General features: G+C 73.0%; 19 protein-coding genes. 9 read left to right on the top strand and 10 right to left on the bottom strand.

Going from position 1 to position 18,263, the window contains the following annotated elements; all coding sequences use genetic code 11:
* Window positions 1–158: 158 nt before the first annotated feature.
* Window positions 159–584, top strand: coding sequence for an aminoglycoside adenylyltransferase (locus tag F8271_RS21255; RefSeq protein WP_225854670.1), 426 nt, complete (start codon window positions 159–161; stop codon window positions 582–584).
* Window positions 585–698: 114 nt separating this feature from the next.
* Window positions 699–1,664, top strand: a complete 966-nt coding sequence (locus tag F8271_RS21250; RefSeq protein WP_151491582.1) for a dienelactone hydrolase family protein — start codon at window positions 699–701, stop codon at window positions 1,662–1,664.
* A gap of 136 nt (window positions 1,665–1,800) precedes the next feature.
* Here the strand turns inward: F8271_RS21250 and F8271_RS21245 are convergent, their stop codons facing one another.
* From F8271_RS21245 to F8271_RS21235, 3 genes are all read right to left on the bottom strand, one after another.
* Window positions 1,801–2,763: a zinc-binding dehydrogenase gene (locus F8271_RS21245; RefSeq protein ID WP_151491581.1), complete on the bottom strand. Its 963-nt coding sequence runs from the start codon at window positions 2,761–2,763 to the stop codon at window positions 1,801–1,803.
* 96 nt (window positions 2,764–2,859) lie between these two features.
* A complete protein-coding gene (locus F8271_RS21240; protein ID WP_151491580.1) occupies window positions 2,860–4,038 on the bottom strand; it encodes an NADP-dependent malic enzyme in 1,179 nt (392 codons plus the stop codon).
* A 142-nt stretch (window positions 4,039–4,180) separates the two neighbouring features.
* Window positions 4,181–4,546, bottom strand: a complete 366-nt coding sequence (locus F8271_RS21235; protein ID WP_370461941.1) for a S24/S26 family peptidase — start codon at window positions 4,544–4,546, stop codon at window positions 4,181–4,183.
* A 69-nt stretch (window positions 4,547–4,615) separates the two neighbouring features.
* Here F8271_RS21235 and sodN point away from each other — a divergent pair, with 69 nt between their 5' ends.
* Genes sodN through F8271_RS21220 form a run of 3 tightly spaced genes read left to right on the top strand, consistent with a single transcriptional unit; the run spans window position 4,616 to window position 5,978 of the window.
* Window positions 4,616–5,020, top strand: coding sequence for a superoxide dismutase, Ni (gene sodN, locus F8271_RS21230; protein WP_151491578.1), 405 nt, complete (start codon window positions 4,616–4,618; stop codon window positions 5,018–5,020).
* Window positions 5,017–5,574 carry a GNAT family N-acetyltransferase gene (locus F8271_RS21225; protein ID WP_151491577.1) on the top strand — a complete coding sequence of 186 codons (558 nt, stop codon included), beginning with the start codon at window positions 5,017–5,019 and terminating at the stop codon, window positions 5,572–5,574. Before sodN ends, F8271_RS21225 begins: the two co-directional genes overlap by 4 nt.
* On the top strand, window positions 5,571–5,978 hold the full coding sequence (locus F8271_RS21220; RefSeq protein ID WP_151491576.1) for an ATP-binding protein: 408 nt from the start codon (window positions 5,571–5,573) through the stop codon (window positions 5,976–5,978). The genes F8271_RS21225 and F8271_RS21220 overlap by 4 nt, the downstream gene beginning before the upstream one ends.
* Window positions 5,979–6,000: 22 nt before the next feature.
* Here the strand turns inward: F8271_RS21220 and F8271_RS21215 are convergent, their stop codons facing one another.
* Window positions 6,001–6,435, bottom strand: a complete 435-nt coding sequence (locus F8271_RS21215; RefSeq protein WP_370461940.1) for a hypothetical protein — start codon at window positions 6,433–6,435, stop codon at window positions 6,001–6,003.
* On the opposite strand from F8271_RS21215, the gene F8271_RS21210 reads away from it, so the two are divergent.
* Both F8271_RS21210 and F8271_RS21205 read left to right on the top strand, forming a co-directional pair.
* Window positions 6,434–7,384, top strand: coding sequence for a diacylglycerol kinase family protein (locus F8271_RS21210; protein WP_151491574.1), 951 nt, complete (start codon window positions 6,434–6,436; stop codon window positions 7,382–7,384). The genes F8271_RS21215 and F8271_RS21210 overlap by 2 nt on opposite strands.
* A gap of 446 nt (window positions 7,385–7,830) precedes the next feature.
* Window positions 7,831–8,088, top strand: a complete 258-nt coding sequence (locus F8271_RS21205) for a WhiB family transcriptional regulator (protein ID WP_007072794.1) — start codon at window positions 7,831–7,833, stop codon at window positions 8,086–8,088.
* Between the two features lie 83 nt (window positions 8,089–8,171).
* Here the strand turns inward: F8271_RS21205 and F8271_RS21200 are convergent, their stop codons facing one another.
* Genes F8271_RS21200 through F8271_RS21190 form a run of 4 tightly spaced genes read right to left on the bottom strand, consistent with a single transcriptional unit; the run spans window position 8,172 to window position 11,582 of the window.
* Window positions 8,172–8,972: a sirohydrochlorin chelatase gene (locus F8271_RS21200; RefSeq protein WP_370461939.1), complete on the bottom strand. Its 801-nt coding sequence runs from the start codon at window positions 8,970–8,972 to the stop codon at window positions 8,172–8,174.
* On the bottom strand, window positions 8,954–9,715 hold the full coding sequence (locus F8271_RS21195) for a phosphoadenylyl-sulfate reductase (protein WP_151491573.1): 762 nt from the start codon (window positions 9,713–9,715) through the stop codon (window positions 8,954–8,956). Before F8271_RS21195 ends, F8271_RS21200 begins: the two co-directional genes overlap by 19 nt.
* Window positions 9,712–9,873 carry a hypothetical protein gene (locus F8271_RS32505; RefSeq protein ID WP_192580389.1) on the bottom strand — a complete coding sequence of 54 codons (162 nt, stop codon included), beginning with the start codon at window positions 9,871–9,873 and terminating at the stop codon, window positions 9,712–9,714. The genes F8271_RS21195 and F8271_RS32505 overlap by 4 nt, the downstream gene beginning before the upstream one ends.
* On the bottom strand, window positions 9,870–11,582 hold the full coding sequence (locus F8271_RS21190) for a nitrite/sulfite reductase (protein ID WP_151491572.1): 1,713 nt from the start codon (window positions 11,580–11,582) through the stop codon (window positions 9,870–9,872). The genes F8271_RS32505 and F8271_RS21190 overlap by 4 nt, the downstream gene beginning before the upstream one ends.
* Window positions 11,583–11,912: 330 nt before the next feature.
* Between F8271_RS21190 and F8271_RS21185 the strand changes: the two genes are divergently transcribed.
* On the top strand, window positions 11,913–13,403 hold the full coding sequence (locus F8271_RS21185; protein WP_151491585.1) for a glycosyltransferase family 39 protein: 1,491 nt from the start codon (window positions 11,913–11,915) through the stop codon (window positions 13,401–13,403).
* Between the two features lie 196 nt (window positions 13,404–13,599).
* Here the strand turns inward: F8271_RS21185 and F8271_RS21180 are convergent, their stop codons facing one another.
* Window positions 13,600–15,201 (bottom strand): PAS domain-containing sensor histidine kinase, encoded by a 1,602-nt coding sequence (locus tag F8271_RS21180; RefSeq protein WP_151491571.1) that lies wholly within the window; start codon window positions 15,199–15,201, stop codon window positions 13,600–13,602.
* A 25-nt stretch (window positions 15,202–15,226) separates the two neighbouring features.
* Window positions 15,227–16,258 (bottom strand): SIS domain-containing protein, encoded by a 1,032-nt coding sequence (locus F8271_RS21175; protein ID WP_151491584.1) that lies wholly within the window; start codon window positions 16,256–16,258, stop codon window positions 15,227–15,229.
* Window positions 16,259–16,441: 183 nt separating this feature from the next.
* Between F8271_RS21175 and F8271_RS21170 the strand changes: the two genes are divergently transcribed.
* Window positions 16,442–18,263: tetratricopeptide repeat protein (locus F8271_RS21170; RefSeq protein ID WP_151491583.1), on the top strand; the 1,822-nt coding region annotated here is incomplete at its 3' end.

The raw sequence follows: 18,263 nt of genomic DNA, 5'->3' as shown, positions 1-18,263 counted from the left end.
TGACCCGTTACGAGTCCCGCCCGGCCCACTGAGCCGGCCGACGCCGTACGGTGGCCCGGTGGACGAGCTCGCGCGCCGCCAACTGGCGAGCATCGCCGAGGTGGTCGCGGTGACCGGGCCGGCCGGCATACCGGTGTGGGCTGCGCGGCGGCTGGGCGATGGATTTCCAGCTCGGCGCCGTGACCCGCCCGCACGTCGACGTCGACTGGTACTGCTGGCGCGACGACGCGGACCGGCTGGCCGAGCTGCTGCTGGCCCGCGGTTGGCGTCCCGACCCGCGGATGCCGGTGGAGGTGCAGCTCGACCTGTTCACCGGTGACGTGGAGGTGAGCGTCGCGTACCTGGGTCGGGGCGCCGCCGGGCGGCCCACCGTGGGCGCCGGATCATGGGCCGGGACCCCGCTGCCGGTCGGGCTGCTGGACGCTCCGCCCGGCCAGATCGGTCCCCTCACCGTGCCGACGATCTCGGTGGCGGCCCAGATCGAGTTCAAGCAGATGTACCCGGTCTGGATGCCGGAGCGCCCCCGCCGACCGAAGGACGCCGACGATCTGGCCCGGCTACGGGCCCACCGATCTGGCAGGTGACGTGCCTCTGGTGCTCGCGGAGGGGCGCGCGTCGTTCCTCGGCGCCGTCACGGGGTGAGCACAGCCCGTCGAACCTCGCCGGGCGGCCCGGCCGGGCAGGGCACAATTGAGGCCATGTCGCGTCGCGTCACCCCCGCGCTGCTGGCCAGCGCCGTGCTCATGGCCGGTCTGGTCGGCTGCTCCAGCGGCTCCGGCAAGGCCGAGAGCTGGCAGGCACCGGTCGAGCCGAAGCCCGCCGCCACCCCGACGCCGCAGGTCCCGGCCGGAAAGGCCCCGGAGCGCGCCTTCGGGGTCGGCGTCCGTCAGCTGAAGCTAAACCGGGAGGGTCGCGCGCTGCCGGTGACACTCTGGTATCCGGCCGACGGGGAGTCCGGCGGCGTCGCCAAGCGGTCGGTGGCCGCGGCGGAGGGCCGGTTTCCGGTGGTCATGTTCAGTCACGGCCTGGGCGGGCGACCGGACGACTACGCCACGCTGCTGACCCGGTGGGCGGCGGCGGGCTTCGTGGTGGCCGCGCCGACGTTCCCGCACACCTCCCGGGGCGCGGACAACAACGTCCTCGACGTGCTCAACCAGCCGGCCGACGTGTCGTACGCGCTGGACCAGGTGCTCGCGCTGAACGGCAAGGCCGGCGACGCGTTGCGGGGCCGGCTGGACGCCGAGCGGGTGGCCGCGGCCGGGCACTCGGCGGGCGGGGTGACCACCATCGGCCTGTTCACCGCGAGTCGGGACGAGCGGTTGGACGCGGGGGTGGTGTTCGCCGGCACGGCGCTGGGCGTGGGCACCGCGTTCGCCGGTGCGTCCGCGCCGCAGTTGTTCGTGCACGGGGAGCTGGACGAGGTCGTGGACTACGCGGCGGGCAAGGCGGCGTACGACAAGGTGCCGTGGCCGAAGGCGATGCTGAGCCTGCCCAAGGGCGACCACGGGCGGGCGCTGCTCAGCGACGGCGCGACGTTGCGGGTCGTCTCGGACACGTCCGTCGAGTTCCTGCGCTGGTCGCTGTACGGCGACGCCGCCGCCAAGAAGCGCATCTCCACCGACGCGACGCGCGGCGACATCGCCACGTTCGACGATCACCTCTGACGTCCGCACGCGCCGGCCGCGCCGGCCGCTCATGATCGCGCAGTAACCAGGAAACAGTGGCCTCCCACGACTCTGAGGCCACTGTTTCCATGATGTTGTGCGATCTTGCGGCGCGGGCCACACGGCCGGACGCGCGTCAGGCCGTGTGGTCGATGACGACCTTGCCAAAGGTGTCGCCGGAGTGCAGGCGGGCGAAGGCCTTCTCGACCCGGCTGAACGGGACCACGCTGTCCACCACCGGGCGCACCGCGTTGTCGGCGCAGAACGCCAACAGCTCGTACAGCTCACCCGGGGTGCCCATCGAGGTGCCCAGGATCTCCAGCTGCATGGCGAAGACCCGACGCAGGTTGACCGTCGGCTCGTGCCCGGCGGTGGCACCGGAGACCACGATCCGGGCCATCGGCGCGGCCGACTTCAGCGAGTGGTCGAAGGTGGCCGCGCCGACCGTCTCGATCACCACGTCGACCCGTTCCGGCAGCCGCGCACCGGGTTCCACGGCGGTGGCGCCGAGCGCGGTGATCCGTTCCCGCTTGGCGGCGTCGCGGCTGGTCGCGTACACCCGCTTGCCCATGGCGACGGCGAGCGCGACGGCGGCGGTGGCGACGCCACCGCCGGCGCCCTGCACCAGCACGCTGTCGGCGTCCTCGACGCGGCCTTTGGTGGTCAGCATCCGCCATGCGGTGAGCCAGGCCGTGGGCAGGCACGCCGCGTCGGTCGCCGCCATGCCGGCGGGCAGCGGGATCAGGTTCGACCGGGGGACGGCGACCCGCTCGGCGAGGGTGCCGGGGAAGTACTCGGAGAGGATGGAGACCCCGCGCGGGTCGCCCGGCGTGACCACCACCGGGTAGACGACCACCTCGTTGCCCTCGGGGTCCACGCCCACCGCGTCGCAGCCGAGGATCATCGGCAGTTGGGCCTCGGTGAGCCCCACCCCGCGCAGGGACCAGAGGTCGTGGTGGTTGAGCGAGGTGGCCCGCAGGTCCACGGTCACCCAGTCGTCGGCCGGGTGGGTCGGCTCGGGCCGTTCACCGACGGTGAGCGCGGTGAGCGGGTCGGCGTCGTCGAAGCGGGAGGCGAAGGCGGCACGCATGATCGGCACGGTAACAAGCTGAGCGCCCGTTAAGAAGGGGCCTTCCTGGCCGGAGATGCCAGGAAGGCCCCTTCACGCGGGTCGGCGGCGTGGAGCGGGGTCCCCCTACCGGCGGGCGACACCGTCGCGGCGGGCGGCCTCGGCGACCGCCTCGGCGACGGCCGGGGCGACCCGCGGGTCGAGTGGCGACGGGACGATCGCCTCGGCGGTCAGCGACTCGGCCACCACGCCGGCGATGGCGTCGGCGGCGGCGACCTTCATGGCCTCGGTGATCCGGGTGGCGCGGGCGTCCAGCGCGCCCCGGAACACACCGGGGAACGCCAGCACGTTGTTGATCTGGTTGGGGTAGTCGCTGCGCCCGGTGGCGACGACCGCGACATGCCGGGCGGCCACCTCGGGGTGCACCTCCGGAGTCGGGTTGGCCAGCGCGAACACGATCCCGCCGGGTGCCATCCCGGCGACGGCGGCCTCCGGGATCTGCCCCCCGGAGACGCCGATCAGCACGTCCGCGCCGCGCAGCGCCTCGGTGATGTCGCCGTGGCGGCCGTCGGCGTTGGTGCTCGCCGCCAGCTCCGCCTTGGTGCCGGTCAGCTCGGTGCGGTGCCGGCCGATGATTCCCTTGGAGTCGCAGACCACCACCTGGTCGGGGTTGACGCCCCCGGCGATGAGCATCTTCGTCACGGCGACCCCGGCCGCGCCCGCCCCGCTCACCGCGACCCGCAGGTCACCGAGCTTGCGGTTGAGCAGGGTGGCGGCGTTGCGCAGCGCGGCGAGCACCACGATCGCGGTGCCGTGCTGGTCGTCGTGGAAGACCGGGATGTCCAGCGCCTCGTCGAGCCGCCGCTCGATCTCGAAGCAGCGCGGCGCGCTGATGTCCTCCAGGTTGATCCCACCGAACGAGGGGGCCAGCGCCCGCACCACCGCGACGATCTCGTCCACGTCCTGGGTGTCCAGGCAGACCGGCACCGCGTCCACCCCGGCGAACTGCTTGAACAGCACCGCCTTGCCCTCCATCACCGGCAGCGCCGCACGCGGGCCGATGTTGCCGAGCCCGAGCACCGCCGAGCCATCGGTGACCACCGCGACGGCGTGCGACGCCCACGTGTAGTCATCGGCCAGGTCGGGGTCGGCGGCGATCGCCTCACACACCCGGGCCACCCCCGGGGTGTACGCGAGGGAGAGATCCTCCCGGCTGGTGAGCGGCACCGTCGAGGCGACGGCCATCTTGCCGCCCAGATGCAGTTGGAAGACGGGATCAGCGGGGTCCATGGTGGACGAAGACATGGTGGTGACTCCAGGATCTGTCGAGCAGACGGGGCGGCCGGCCCGGCCGCGAGGTGGGCGGCGAGCGGTGGCACGCGGTGCGGGGGTCACCCGGGCACTTTCCGAGCATAGTGTCGGCACAGCCCCTCGGATGTGAGCAGGGTCATACCGGGCGACGAGGAACCCGTCCGGGGCGTGGCCAGTAGCGGGCCACCACCCTGCCCCGCACGTCGGCGACCCCGTACGCCCGGGAGTCGTCGGTGACCAGGTCGTTGTCCCCGCGGAGCCACCAGCCGCCGTCCTGCGGCCGGACCGCCCGCTTCACCACCAGCAACTCGGGACGCGTCCGGAAGACGGCGACCACCACGTCACCGGGTCGGATCGGCCGGCCACCCGGGCGGACCAGCAGCGCGTCGCCGTGCCGCAGCGTCGGCGCCATGGACGGGCCGGTCACCGCAACGGCCGTCAGCGGCCCGCGCAGATGCGGCGCCTCCGCCGGGTGATCGGCGTGCACTGGTTTCACCTCCACCCGGTTCGGGGAGCATTCCCAGGAGTAATGTCGCCTTTGATCATCGCAAACTTCCCATGGAGGATCCCGATGCGACTTCCCCGCATCCTTGCGCCCCGCGTCACCGCGAGCGCTCACTGCGACCTGCCGTGCGGCGTCTACGACCCGGCCCAGGCCCGGATCGAGGCCGAGTCGGTCAAAATGATCTGCGAGAAATACCAGGCCAACACCGACCCGGAGTTCCGCACCCGCGCGGTCATCATCAAGGAGCAGCGCGCCGAGCTGGTCAAGCACCACCTGTGGGTGCTCTGGACCGACTACTTCAAGGCGCCCCACTTCGAGAAGTACCCGAACCTGCACACCCTGTTCAACGAGGCCACCAAGCTCGCCGGCGCCGGTGGTGTCAAGGGCAGCCTCGACCCGGCCACCGCCGACCAGCTCCTCGCGAAGATCGACGAGATCTCGAAGATCTTCTGGGAGACCAAGAAGGCGTGACCAACCCGGTCATCCCGACGATCCGGCCGGTACGTCCCGAGGACGTGCCGGCCGTCGTCGCCATGGTGCACGAGCTGGCGGAGTACGAGCGCGCCCCCGACCAGTGCCACCTCACCACCGACCAGCTCACCTCGGCCCTGTTCGCGACCGCTCCGGCGCTCTTCGGCCACGTCGCGGTCGACGGGCACGACGAGCCGGTCGGTTTCGCGCTGTGGTTTCTCAACTTCTCCACCTGGGCCGGCGTGCACGGCATCTACCTGGAGGACCTCTACGTCCGGCCGGCCGCCCGGGGCACCGGCGCGGGCCGGCTGCTACTCGCCACCCTGGCCGACATCTGCGTACGACGCGGCTACCGGCGGCTGGAGTGGTGGATGATCGACTGGAATCCGGCCGCCGGGTTCTACGCCTCGATCGGGGCGGAGCAGATGAGCGAGTGGGTGCCCTACCGGCTCAGCGGTGACGCGTTGCGCGAGCTGGCCGGGCAGGCCACCGCCGCCGGCACGCGTGCCGGCGACCGACCGGGTAGAGTCCCCGACCGGGGGGATGAGGCGTGACTCAACTGACCGGCCAGCCAGCGACCGACGACGACGTGGTGCACCTCGCGGTGCCCGCCGACGGCGGTTACCTCGGCGTGCTCCGTACCGCCACCGCCGGTCTCGCGGCCCGGTTGCAGTTCGCACTCGACGAGATCGAGGATCTGCGGATCGCGGTCGACGAGGCGTGCGCGATGCTGCTCGCCATCGCCACCCGCGACGCCGAGTTGGAGTGCCGCTTCTCGGTAACCGAGGACGCGCTGACCGTCGAGGTGACCGTGCCGACCGTGCGGGGCGCCACGTTGCCCGCCGAGTCGTCCTTCGCCTGGAAGGTGCTCACCGCGCTGACCACGTCGGCGTCCGCCACGGCCGCCGACGGTCGGGCCACGATCTCGCTGCTGACCCGCCGCTCCGGCGGCTACTGACCAACCCGTCGGGTCGACCGGGTCACTCGAAGCCGAGAGCCCGGGTCGTCGGTGGGCTGACCAGCAGCCAACCCACGAGCAGGCCGAGTGCCATCAGCGGCACGCCCAACCAACCCAGCCCGCCCTGGATCATGAACCAGCCGATCGGCAGCAGCATCAGCTGGAGCACGATGGCGGGGGCCCGCGCGCCGGCTCGACGGCGCAGCAGCGCACGGCCCAGCGCCCAGAGCACGACCGCCGCGCCGGCCGCGAACACGGTCACCAGCAACGCCGACATCAGGTCGGTGGTGGTGGACGTGAGGTCGGCCCAGATCAGCCAGACGGCGAGCAGCCCGACGACGGCCGCCTCCGCCCACAGCAGCCGGACCGCCCAGCGGAGCGTGACGGGAATCGGGGCCGAGTCGAGGGTCACGCGCGTCACGATACCCGGGCTACCGAGAGGTACAGTGCCGCCCATGCGGGCCGTCCTGGTGGTCAATCCGAAGGCCACCACCACCAGCGAACGCAGTCGGGACGTGCTTGTCCGGGCGCTGCGCAGCGAAGTCGATCTCAGCGTGCGCTACACGCGCCGGCGTGGGCACGGCATGGCGCTGGCCCGGGAGGCCGCCGCCGAGGGGGTCGATCTCGTCGTCACCCTGGGTGGCGACGGCACCGTGAACGAGGTGGTGAACGGCCTGATGTCGGCCGACCCGCCGGCCGGTGCCGCCGGTGCCACGCTGGCCGACCGGCTGCCCGCGCTGGCGACCGTTCCGGGCGGCTCGACCAACGTCTTCGCCCGCGCTCTGGGACTGCCCCGGGACTGGCCGGAGGCGACCAGCATGATCCTGGAAGGGCTGCGCCTGGGTCGGCACCGGACGGTCGGGCTGGGCCGTGCGGACGACCGCTACTTCACGTTCTGCGCGGGGTTCGGTCTGGACGCCGCCGTGATCCACCGGGTGGAGCAGGCCCGGCGCAAGGGGCGGGTTTCCACGCCGTCGCTCTACTTCCGCTCGATCATGAATCAGTACTTCCTCGCCTCCGATCGGCGGTACCCGGCGATCAGCCTGGAGCGTCCGGGCGAGCCGGTGGAGGACGAGCTGGCCACCGTGATCATCCAGAACACGGCGCCCTGGACCTATCTGGGCGACCGGGAGGTCAACCCGAACCCGGAGGCGTCGTTCGACCTCGGGCTGGATGTGCTGGCGTTACGTCAGCTGCGGGTGGCTAGCACAACACGGACAGTGACGCAGTTCCTGTCCCGCCGTCCCGATCCTCGAGGTCGTCAGGTGTTACGACTCCATGACACGGCGGAGTTCACCCTGCTCTCTGCCCGTCCGCAGGCGTTTCAGCTGGACGGCGACTATCTCGGCGAGCGGGAGAAAGTCAGATTCACATCCGTTCCCGCCGCACTGAGAGTAATCTGCTAGGTCTCGGGTACTGCCCTAGGTCGACGCGGCGCCGCACCGCATCGGCGCGGTCGCCGCCACACCGAGGGGTAGGTGCCGGAAATGTCAGCAATGTCACGCGGACTGTACTATATTGATCCTCGGCTGTGGCACGGCGGGTAACCGGGAAGGCACCGGAACCGGGCAAATGGGTTGTGGGCTTGCTCACCGCCCGGAGTTTTTCCGAGCGTCACCCTTGACATCGCGAATGTTCGTGAAAGTATTCACAAGCGAACTTGAGTTACCGGGACATTGCCTGGATATGCTCGTCAGGTTGAGCTGTTCCAGCAGGTCCCCGGAGCCAACTGCCTGCTCACGCACTGCCGAATGGACGGACGCGAACTGTCACCGTCGGCACTGCGGATGCATATAGGAAAAGCACGACAAGCAATAATTGCCACCCATCCAGAATGAGGAGTGTTGCCGCCATGGACTGGCGTCACCATGCTGTCTGCCGCGACGAGGACCCGGAGCTGTTCTTCCCTATCGGGACGTCCGGACCGGCTCTCCTGCAGGTCGAGCAGGCCAAGGCCGTCTGCAGGCGCTGCTCCGTGACCGACCAGTGCCTTCAATGGGCACTCGAGTCGGGTCAGGACGCCGGCGTCTGGGGCGGAATGAGCGAAGAGGAACGACGCGCTGTCAAGCGGCGCGGCGGCCTCCGGGTGCTGCGCGCTCACTCCGCCTGATCCCAACGACACAGCTGTACGCCCCGGTGGGTCCGCCCACCGGGGCGTTCCGCTGTCCAGGGCCGGGTTGTCTGTCCCGCCGGTCACACCGCGCGGCTCCCGGACCGTTCATCGACCCGGCGCAGCACCAACTCGGCCACCTCCGGCGCATCGTTCAACGGGCCGGACACCGCCACCGCACCGGCCGCCCGCGCCTCCTCAGCCACCGCGTCGTGGAACAGGCCCGGTGCCAGGAAGTACCCGGCCACCGCCACCCGGCGGGCACCGGCCGCCCGCAACCGGGACACCGCCACACCGGTCCGCGGTGGGGCCGCCGAGGCGTACGACACCCGGCAGGGCACCCCGGACTCCGCACCGAGGGCATCCGCCACCCGGCCCACCGAGCCACGTGCCCGCGCGTCCCGGGTGCCCGCCGCGGCCAGCACCAGCGCGTCGAAGCGGCCCGGGCACACCTCACCGAGCCGGCGGCGCAGCCCCGCCAGCAGCGCCGGAGCCACCGTCCCGTCCGCCGGGCCGAGCACGTCGGTCACCCGTACCGCCAGCGGTGGCCCGGACCGCGTCGCGGCGGCGACGGCCGCCGGAATGTCCACCCGACGGTGGTACGCGGCGGTCAGCAGCAACGGCACCAGCACCGCGCTCCGGTGACCGGCCGCCGCCAGGGCGCGCAGCACCTCGGTCGGCCCCGGCTCGGTGTGGTCCAGCCAACTCGCGCACACCGCGACGCCGGGCCGGGCCGCCGACACGGCCCGGGCCAGCGCACGGGTGGCCTCGGCAGCCCGCGGATCCCGGCTGCCGTGCGCCACCAGCACCACCGGATCCGCCCCGCCGGCCACGTCCGGGCCGGTCGGGGTCGGCACCGGGGAGGTCAGACGTGCAGCCCGCACTCGGTCTTCTCGAACATGGCCCACCGGCCGGCCCGCGCGTCCTCGCCGGCCTTCGTCCGACGGGTGCACGGCCAGCAGCCGATCGAGCCGTACCCCTGCTTGAACAGCTCGTTGACCGGCACGTTCCACCGGGCGATGTAGGCGTCCACATCCCCCTGCGACCACGCCGCGATCGGGTTGACCTTGACCTTGGCGCGCCGCGCGTCGAACGTCACCACGGGCGTGTTGGCCCGGGTCGGCGACTCGTCGCGACGCAGGCCGGCGGCCCAGGCGTCGTACCCGGACAGCGCCCGCTCCAGCGGCTCCACCTTGCGCAACTGGCAGCAGTCGTCCGGTGACTTGTTGAACAGCCGGGGACCGTACTGGCCGTCCTGCTGCCCCACGGTGAGCCGGGGCCGGATCGACCGGACATTCACCGGGAGCGTCCGGGCCACCTCGTCGCGCACCCGCAACGTCTCGGGGAAGTGCAGGCCGGTGTCGAGGAAGACCACGTCCACCCCCGGGGCCACCCGGGACACCAGGTGCGCCAGCACCGCGTCAGCCATCGAGCTGGTGACGCAGAACCGGTCACCGAAGGTCTGCGCCGCCCACCGGGCGATCTCCAGCGCCGGAGCGCCCTCCAGCTCCCGGGCGGCCTCCTCGGCCAGCGTCCGCAGCTCGTCCGGATTGCGGCGGGACGGGTCGACCGGCGTCGGGCCAGCCGGGCCGACCAGACCCAGACCGGCGGCGGAGACCAGGCTCATCGGGTCACCGCCCGGCTCAGCAGGCCGGTGAACTTCACCGCGAAGACCCGGGTGCAGGCATGGCACTCCCAGGCGCCGTGCCCCGCCTCGTGCGGCCGCAGGTCCTCCTCGCCGCAGTAGGGGCAGTACAGAGGTGCCGCTCGGTTCTCGCTGCTCACCGCAGTGCCTCCTCGTCGACTCTGATCACCCAGTTGGCGAACGTCTCGCCCTCGCTCCGCCCGGCCAGGTAACGGCGGGCCAGTCGTTCCACGTACTCCGGAAGCTCGTCGGCGGTGGTCTTCAGGCCGCGCAGCTTGCGGCCGAAGCCGGCCGTCTGCCCCTGCGCCATGCCCAGGCCGCCACCGAGGTGCACCTGGAAGCCCTCCACCTGCCGGCCGTCGGGGCCGACCACCAGCTGACCCTTGAGCCCGATGTCGGCCACCTGGGTGCGGGCGCACGCGTTCGGGCAGCCGTTGATGTGGATCGAGATGTCCGCGTCGAAGTCCCGCAGCCGCTGCTCGAGCCGGGCCACCAACTCCTCGCCACGGGCCTTCGTCTCGACGATGGCGAGCTTGCAGTACTCGATGCCGGTGCACGCCATGGTGCCGCGTCGCCAGGCCGAGGGCCGGGCCTCCAAACCGATTCCGCGCAGCGCGTCGACCAGCGACTCCGTCCGCTCCGACGGCACGTCGAGCACCAGCAGCTTCTGGTACGGGGTGAGTCGCACCCGGTCGCTGCCGTGCGCCTCGACCACGTCGGCCAGTTGGGCGAGCTGCCCACCGGAGACCCGCCCGACCACCGGCGCGGCACCCACGTAGTGCCGCCCGTCGGCCTGCTCGTGCACGCCCACGTGGTCGACCGGCTTCGACGGCAGGGTCGGCGCCGGGCCGTCGAGCAGCGTACGGCCGAGGTAGTCCTTCTCCAGGACCTCGCGGAAGCGCTCCACGCCCCAGTCGGCCACCAGGAACTTCAGCCGGGCACGGTTGCGCAGCCGGCGGTAGCCGTAGTCGCGGAAGATCCCGACCACGCCGGCCCACACGTCCGGCACCTCGGCCAGCGGCACCCAGACGCCGAGCCGCTGGGCGAGCATCGGGTTGGTGGAGAGGCCGCCGCCGACCCAGACGTCGAAGCCGGGGCCGTGCTCGGGGTGGTCGACGCCGAGGAAGGAGATGTCGTTCGACTCGTACGGGGTGTCCACCTGCCAGGAGATCGACGTCTTGAACTTGCGGGGCAGGTTGGAGAACTGCTTGTCCCCGACGTACCGGGCGACGATCTCGTCGATGGCCGGGGTCGGGTCGAGCACCTCGTCGCGGGCCACTCCGGCGACCGGGCTGCCCAGCACGATCCGCGGGCAGTCGCCGCACGCCTCGGTCGTCTGCAGGCCGACCGACTCCAGTCGACGCCAGATCTCCGGCATGTCCTCGACGCGGATCCAGTGGTACTGGATGTTCTGCCGGTCGGTGATGTCCGCGGTGTCCCGGGCGAACTCCCGGGAGATGTCCGCGATCACCCGCAACTGCGCCAGGCTGAGCTGCCCGCCGTCGATGCGGACCCGGAGCATGAAGAACTCGTCCTCCAGCTCGTGCGGCTCCAGCACGGCCGTACGGCCACCGTCGATGCCCGCCTTGCGCTGCGTGTAGAGGCCCCACCAGCGGAACCGACCGCGCAGGTCCTGCGGGTCGATGGAGGCGAAGCCGCGGTGCGCGTAGATGGTCTCGATCCGGGCCCGGACGTTGAGCGGGTCGTCGTCCTTCTTGATCCGCTCGTTGGGGTTGAGCGGTTCGCGGTGGCCGAGCGCCCACTGACCCTCACCCCGCGGCCGGCGCGCCGCCCGCGCCGGGCGGGCCGTCGGGTCCTCGGAACGAGCCGGGATGCTGCTGACCGCCATCGCGGCGTCCTCCGTTGTCTGCTGTGCCTCGGGGTACGCGGGGCGCGGCGGCCGGCCCGGCGAAGCGGGCGGGACAACGGTGTCTGAGACAGCCGGCGCGGAGCGCGCCCGAGACGGATTGGTCGGGCGTCGTCAGTAGGCCGGACAGATCGCGCTGCGCACGCGGCCGTAGTCGACGTGGCGACGTGCCACGAAGCGGCGGACGACAGCGGCGGTCATGGGCCCCATGCTGCCACACCGCAGTGTGCCCGGCCAATGACTGCGTGCCGGATCCCACATCACGGGCCAGCTTCCGGGGCGGGCCTGTGGCAGGCTCGATACGTGGGCGCAATGTCCGAAAAGCGGCAAGGGGTGGCGGGGGTGCGGTGGTCCCGCGTCCCGGTCTGGCTCCCTCCGGCGCTGCTGACCCTGGCGGTGACCCTGACCGGGCTGGGCTCCGCCCAGTTGTGGCGCGACGAGTTGGCGACCTGGAGCGCGGCCACCCGGTCGCCCGACGACCTGGTCCGTTTGGCCGGCACCATCGACGCCGCCACCGGCCCGTACTACCTGCTGATGCACGTCTGGCTCGCGGTCGTCGGCGATTCCACGGTGGCTCTGCGCGTGCCGGCGGTGGTGGCGATGGCCGTGGCCGCCGGGCTGCTCGCCGTGCTCGGTGCGTGGCTGGTCGACCGGCGCACCGGCCTCGTCGCCGGGCTGCTGTTCGCGGTGCTGCCGGGCACCTCCCGGTACGGGCAGGAGGCCCGCCCGTACGCCCTGGCCACCATGCTCGCGGTACTGGCCACCCTGCTGCTGGTCGCCGCGCTGCGTCGGCCGGGCTGGGCGCGGTGGGCCGGGTACGCCGCCGCCGTGGCCGCGCTCGGCCTCATCCACCTGATCGCGCTCACCCTGCTCGCCGCGCACGCGCTGGTTGTCCTTGTCGCCTGGCGGCGCGGACCCGCCGGGGCCGGCATCGCCCCGGACGGCAGCGCCGGCGGCCGGGACCGGCAGCTGTGGTGGCGATGGCCGGTCACGCTGGTGCCGGCCGTGCTGCTGGTGGGTCCGTTGCTGCTCAAGGCGCGGGCGCAGCGGTCCGCGCAGTTGAACTGGGTCGACCTGGCCCGGCCGGACGACCTGAGCGCGCTGCCCGGCGGTGTCGCCCAGAGCAGTGTGGTGGGCGGTCTGCTGGTCGGGGTCGCCGTGCTCGGCGCGGCCCGGCTCGGGCGGCGCGCTCTGCTGCCGGTGAGCGCGGTGCTGCTGCCGGTGCTGCTGCTCTTCGCCGCCGGCGCGGTCGTACCGCTGTGGGTGCCCCGCTACCTGGTCTTCGTGGTGCCATTCGCCTGCCTGCTGGCCGGCGCGGCACTGGCGGCGGTGGCCACACCGGCCGCGCTGGCCGTGGTGGTCCTGGCCGGGCTCCTCGGCCTGCCCGACCAGGCGGCGCTGCGACGGACCCACGAGTGGCCGCGCAACGCCCCGGTCGACTACGCGGGCGCCGCCCGGGTGATCGCCGACGGTCAGCGACCGGGCGACGCGGTGGTCTACTCGCCCCGGCGCAGCTGGCTCTTCCTCGACCTCGGTATCGAGTACCACCTCGGCGACCCACCACGCGACGTGCTGGTCACCGAGGACGAGGCTCGCCGGGGCGACCTGTGGGCCGCCGAGTGTCCGCTACCGGCGCAGTGCCTGGCCGGCACGCGGCGGGTGTGGCTGGTCGTCGCCGGGCGGCACGCCGAGCCGCTGGCCGCCGTGTCCGGCGCCAAGGGCGACGCGCTGCGGTCGGACTTCACCGTCGCGCAGGTCTGGCAGCGGCCCGGCCTGACCGTCGCCCTGCTCACCAGCCGCTGACGACCGGTCACCGCGGCGGGCCGGTGGCGTCGACTGGCGGCCTGACTGCTCAGCCGGCACGGCTCACCTCAGCCGGCGGGCCCCCGGGGCGGCACACCTCGATGAGCGTGATGCCTGTGAGTCATCTTGATGACTGACAGGCATCACGCTCACTCTGGTATCCGTGCCCACGGCGACCCGCCCGACGGAGGGCGGCTCAGCCCTGGGAGCGGCCCTCGTGGGCGTTGCGGGCCAGCGGTACGACCAGCACCGCCTCGGTGCCGCCGGTGGCGCCCGCGCGCAACTCGATGGTGCCGCGCAGTTCCCCGGTGACCAGGGCCCGGACGATCTGCAGGCCGAGTCGGCTGCCGCGCTCGGCGTCGAATTCCGGTGGCAGGCCGCGCCCGTTGTCGGTCACCGAGACGTGCAGCATCTTGCGGAACCGGTGCGCCGAGACCACCACCTCCGGCCGCACCGCGGGGTCGACCTCGGCGACGGCGGCCGGCACCACGCCCGACGCGGCCGGCACGGGGGTTTCGTCCGCCTCGTCCGCCTCGTCCGCCGGCGGGAAGCCGTGTTCGACGGCGTTGAGCAGCAGTTCGTTGAGGACCATCACCAGCGAGGTGGCGATCTCCGCCGGCAACACCCCGAAGGTGCCCCGCCGGCGCATGCCGACGCTCACCTCGGTCGCCGCGACCTCGGTCGCCGCGCTCGCCACCCGGTCGACGATGCCGTCGAACTCGACCGCCTCGTCACTGGACATGGAGAGCGTCTCGTGCACCAGGGCGATCGAGGCGACCCGACGGACCGACTCCTCCAGCGCGACGCGGGCCTCCGGCATGGCCACCCGGCGGGCCTGCAACCGCAGCAGCGCGGCCACCGTCTGCAGGTTGTTCTTCACCCGGTGGTGGATCTCCCGGATGGTGGCGTCCTTGGTGATCAGCGCCCGATCACGGCGGCGGACCTCGGTGATGTCCCGGACCAGCACCAGCGCCCCGATCGGCACCCCGGCGGGCATCAGCGGCAGCGCCCGGGTGAGCATCGTGGCGCCACGAGCGTCGATCTCCCGCCGGGGCGGCGCCTCTCCGCGCAACGCGGCCAGGATGCCGTTGGCCGCCTCGGTGCCGTCCAGCGGGTCACCGGCCAGCCGGCGGTGCAACGCCGCCAGGTCCTCCCCCACCAGGTGGGAGGCGTAGCCCAACCGGCGGTACGCGGACTGCGCGTTCGGGCTCGCGTAGGTGACCTTGCCGCCGGCGTCCAGCCGCACCAGGCCGTCACCGACCCGGGGCGCCGAGGTGGTCTCACCCGGGTGCCGGGGCGGCGGGAAGGTGCCGTCCGCGATCATCTGGGCCAGGTCGTCGGCCGTGGTGAGGTAGTTGAGTTCCAGCTGGCTGGGGGTACGCGCGGTGGAGAGGTTGGTGTCCCGCCCCACCACGGCGATCACCTCGCCGGCCTCACCCTCGGCGCTGCGCAGCCGGACCGGGATCGCCTCGTGCCGGGCCGGCACGTCGCCGTACCAGACCGGGTCGCCCTCCCGCCAGATCCGGCCCTGGGAGTACGCCACCCCCAGGTGGGCCACCTCCGGCCCGCCGACGATCCGACCCACCTGATCGTCCTGGTACGCGGTGGGCGCGGTCGTCGGGCGGACCTGGGCGACGCAGAGGAACGTGCCGTCGGCGTCGACCGGCACCCAGAGCAGCAGGTCGGCGAAGGACAGATCGGAGAGCAACTGCCAGTCGCCGGCGATCCGGTGCAGGTGGTCGATGTCGGCCGGACGGAGATGGGTGTGCTCCTCGGCGAGGTCGCGCAGCGTGGACACGGTGACCAGGGTGCCACGCCGCGCCTCACCTCGTCGCGGTGACCTTCTTCAGCCCACGCGGTGCGTCCGGATCCTCGCCCCGGGTCAGCGCCAACGCCAGCGCCAGGCGCTGCAACGGCAGGATGTCCAGCAGTGGGGCGTACCGCTCGTCGACCTCGGGGACGGCGAGCCGGGTGGCGCCCGGCACGTCGGCGGAGCCCACCACCACCACGTCGGCGCGGCGTTCGCCGAGGCGGGGCAGCACCTCCCCCATCGACCGGCCACCGGGGCCGGAGCCGACCACGGCGAGCACCGGCACCTCCGGGTCGGTCATCGCGAGCGGCCCGTGCAGCAGGTCGGCGCCAGAGAAGGAGAGCGCCGGCAGGTACGAGGTCTCCATCAGCTTCAGCGCCGCCTCCCGGGCGGTCGGGTAGGCGTACCCGCGCCCGGTGGTCACCAGCTGCTGGGCGAAGCGGTAGCGCGGCGCGAGTCGGGCCGGGGTGTCGTCGGCCAGGGTGCGGGCGGCCAGCTCGGGCAGTGCGGCGAGCGCCTCCCGTTCGGCCGCCGGGAGCACGCCGTCACCGGCCCGGACGCCCTCGATGAGCATCAGCAGGGCGAGCAGCTCCGCGGTGTACGTCTTGGTGGCGGCCACCGCCCGCTCGTGCCCGGCGGCGATGTCGATGCTCAGCTCGGCCGTCTCGACCAGTGGCGAGTCGGGGGCGTTGGTCACCGCGAGGGTCAGCGCGCCGGAGGCCCGCGCGGCACGCAGCACCTCGGCCAGGTCGGGTGAGCCGCCGCTCTGGCTGACCCCGACGACCAGCGCGTCGGACAGGTCGGGTGAGCCGCCGTAGAGGGTGACCACGCTGGGTGAGGCCAGCCCGGCGGGCAGGCCGAGGCGGATCTCGGTCAGGTACGCCCCGTAGAGGGCCGCGTGATCGGAGGTGCCGCGTGCGGTGAAGACCACGTGTCGCGGCCGGCGCTCGGCCACGGCCGCCGCCACCCGGGCGATCTCCCCGGCGTTGGCGACGGAGAGCAGGCGCGCGTAGCCGGCCGGCTGCTCCTCGATGTCGGCGGCCATTCCGGCCCCTGCACGTGTCACGGAAACTCCCCCCCCTTTGCGCGATTGCCGCGCGTTTCCTGCTCAGTCTTGCACCTTTCAAGGTAAGGGAGCAATCGAACGAGCAGCAGTGCGCAGTTGATCACCAAACCATCCCAACATCAACTACCCTTGAGCCCCGTGCCGCTGCGACGAGAGGACGACGTGCCCGAGGGAAGGGACGACCCCGCACTCTCCGCGACGGAGGAGCTGGCCCTCGCTCGGCTGGCACTGGACGAGGGCGACCTCCACCACGCCGCCGGCCACCTCGCCGGCGCGCTGGCCCGGGCACCCACCCTGCCGGAGGTGCACGAGACCCTGGCCCGACTGGCCGCCGCCAGTGGCGGCGGCCTCGACCTCTTCCCGATCAACCACCACACCTTCGTCGGCGCGGTCGTCGCCCGCGCCCACCTGCTGGCCGCCACCGGCCGTCCCGCCGAAGGGCTCGAACTGCTGGCCGCCGCGACCGGGTACGCGCCGGGCACCGAATGGGCCGGTGTGCCCTGGGTGACCGCACCCGAACTCGCCGAGCGGCTCGACCCGGAGCACATCGCCCGGATCCTCATGCAGGTCTGCTCCGCGCTGCCCGACCCGGTGCCGCGGATCGGCCGACCGGCACTGGCGCCGTACCTCACGCTGGCCCGCAACGCGATCACCGTCCACCCCGACCACGGCCTGCTGCTGGGCGCGGCGTCCGCGCTGGCCCGGCGGCTCGGCGAGGTCGCGCTGGCGATCCGCTGGGCCGCCCGCGGCGTACGCGCCGAGTCGTCGAAGATGGGCGAGGTCTGGCTCGGGTACGCGTACCGCAGTGCGGGCCGGACCCGCGACGCCCTCGCGGCCCTCAACCGGGCCGTCGCGCTGGACCCCGACGACCTGGCCATCTACGCCGACATCGCCGGCACCCTGGCCGAGACCGGCCGGCTCGACGAGGCGTTGGAGTGGACCGAGCGGGCGCTGGCCCGGGACCCGTCGTTCGACTGCGCGGTGCACACCGCGCACCGACTGCGGCACCTGCGCGACGGGGATCTGGCCCACCTCGTCGCACTCGCCGACTTCGTCCGTGACCACCCGGACGACACCCACGAGCACGGCGACCTGGCCCAGTGCTGTCGGGGTCGCCCCTGGCTCGGGCAGCTCACGCCGGCCGGTGGCCCGCTGATCGACGCGATGCGCCGGGCGGTGGCCGATGACGACAACGGTGTCGGCAGCGCGGTCCGGTTGGCGGCGGCGGCACCGCCGAGCGCCGTACGGACAGCCACGTCGACGGCCCCGGGGCTGCGGATCGAGATCACCGGCACCCCACAGCCGGACCCGCGCGAGCCCCGCCGGGCGTCCGCCCAACGGTTGTGGGACTACGCGGACGCCGTCCCGACGCCCGCGCTGCCGGAGCCCTCGGCGGCGGCGGTCGAGCGGATCGGGCAGGTCGCCCACCCGGCGTGGCCGCACCCTCCGGCGGCTTACGACGCGGCGGTGGGCCTGGCCGGCCTCGACGTGACCGACCTGCTCGGTCTGCTGGTGCATCCACCGGCGGCGCCGGCCAACGCGGTGGGCCGGCTGCTGGCCGTCCATGACCCGTCGGTCTGGGTACGCGGTGTGCAGGTGTGGGCCTGCCTTGGCTTGCTGCACCACCGCACCGACGAGCCGTGGGACGGCTCGACGCGACGCCGGGTGCTGCTGGACCTGGTCTGGGGCGTGGAGGACTGGGTGACGGAGGCGGCGCTGTTCGCCCTGGTCACCGCCGCGTGGGTGGACCCGCAGGTGCGGCCTGACGTGGCCCGCGTGGTGGCCGAGCGGCTCGCCGACGTCGCCGCGGTGGCCCGCGCCAGGCCGGTCCCGATCGCCGCCTCGCTGGCCCATGTGGCGCTGGCCGCCCCGGTCCTGGACGCCACCACCGCGGCGACGTCGGCGAGCCGCTCGGCCACCACGCGGGCCACGTCAGGCCGCACCTGCGGGTCCACCCACGCGGCGGTGACCAGGGCGAACAGCG

Origin of the sequence: Micromonospora sp. ALFpr18c (assembly GCF_008868155.1) — a bacterium.
Lineage (GTDB): Bacteria > Actinomycetota > Actinomycetes > Mycobacteriales > Micromonosporaceae > Micromonospora.
This window is presented reverse-complemented; position numbering and strand designations above follow the sequence as displayed.

Coding starts and splice junctions, on each gene's coding strand:
- F8271_RS21255 (WP_225854670.1), top strand. CDS start 159: ATGGATTTCCAGCTCGGCGCCGTGACCCGCCCGCACGTCGACGTCGAC.
- F8271_RS21250 (WP_151491582.1), top strand. CDS start 699: ATGTCGCGTCGCGTCACCCCCGCGCTGCTGGCCAGCGCCGTGCTCATG.
- F8271_RS21240 (WP_151491580.1), bottom strand. CDS start 4,038: ATGTCTTCGTCCACCATGGACCCCGCTGATCCCGTCTTCCAACTGCAT.
- sodN (WP_151491578.1), top strand. CDS start 4,616: ATGCGACTTCCCCGCATCCTTGCGCCCCGCGTCACCGCGAGCGCTCAC.
- F8271_RS21210 (WP_151491574.1), top strand. CDS start 6,434: ATGCGGGCCGTCCTGGTGGTCAATCCGAAGGCCACCACCACCAGCGAA.
- F8271_RS21215 (WP_370461940.1), bottom strand. CDS start 6,435: ATGGGCGGCACTGTACCTCTCGGTAGCCCGGGTATCGTGACGCGCGTG.
- F8271_RS21205 (WP_007072794.1), top strand. CDS start 7,831: ATGGACTGGCGTCACCATGCTGTCTGCCGCGACGAGGACCCGGAGCTG.
- F8271_RS21195 (WP_151491573.1), bottom strand. CDS start 9,715: ATGAGCCTGGTCTCCGCCGCCGGTCTGGGTCTGGTCGGCCCGGCTGGC.
- F8271_RS21190 (WP_151491572.1), bottom strand. CDS start 11,582: ATGGCGGTCAGCAGCATCCCGGCTCGTTCCGAGGACCCGACGGCCCGC.
- F8271_RS21185 (WP_151491585.1), top strand. CDS start 11,913: ATGTCCGAAAAGCGGCAAGGGGTGGCGGGGGTGCGGTGGTCCCGCGTC.
- F8271_RS21175 (WP_151491584.1), bottom strand. CDS start 16,258: ATGGCCGCCGACATCGAGGAGCAGCCGGCCGGCTACGCGCGCCTGCTC.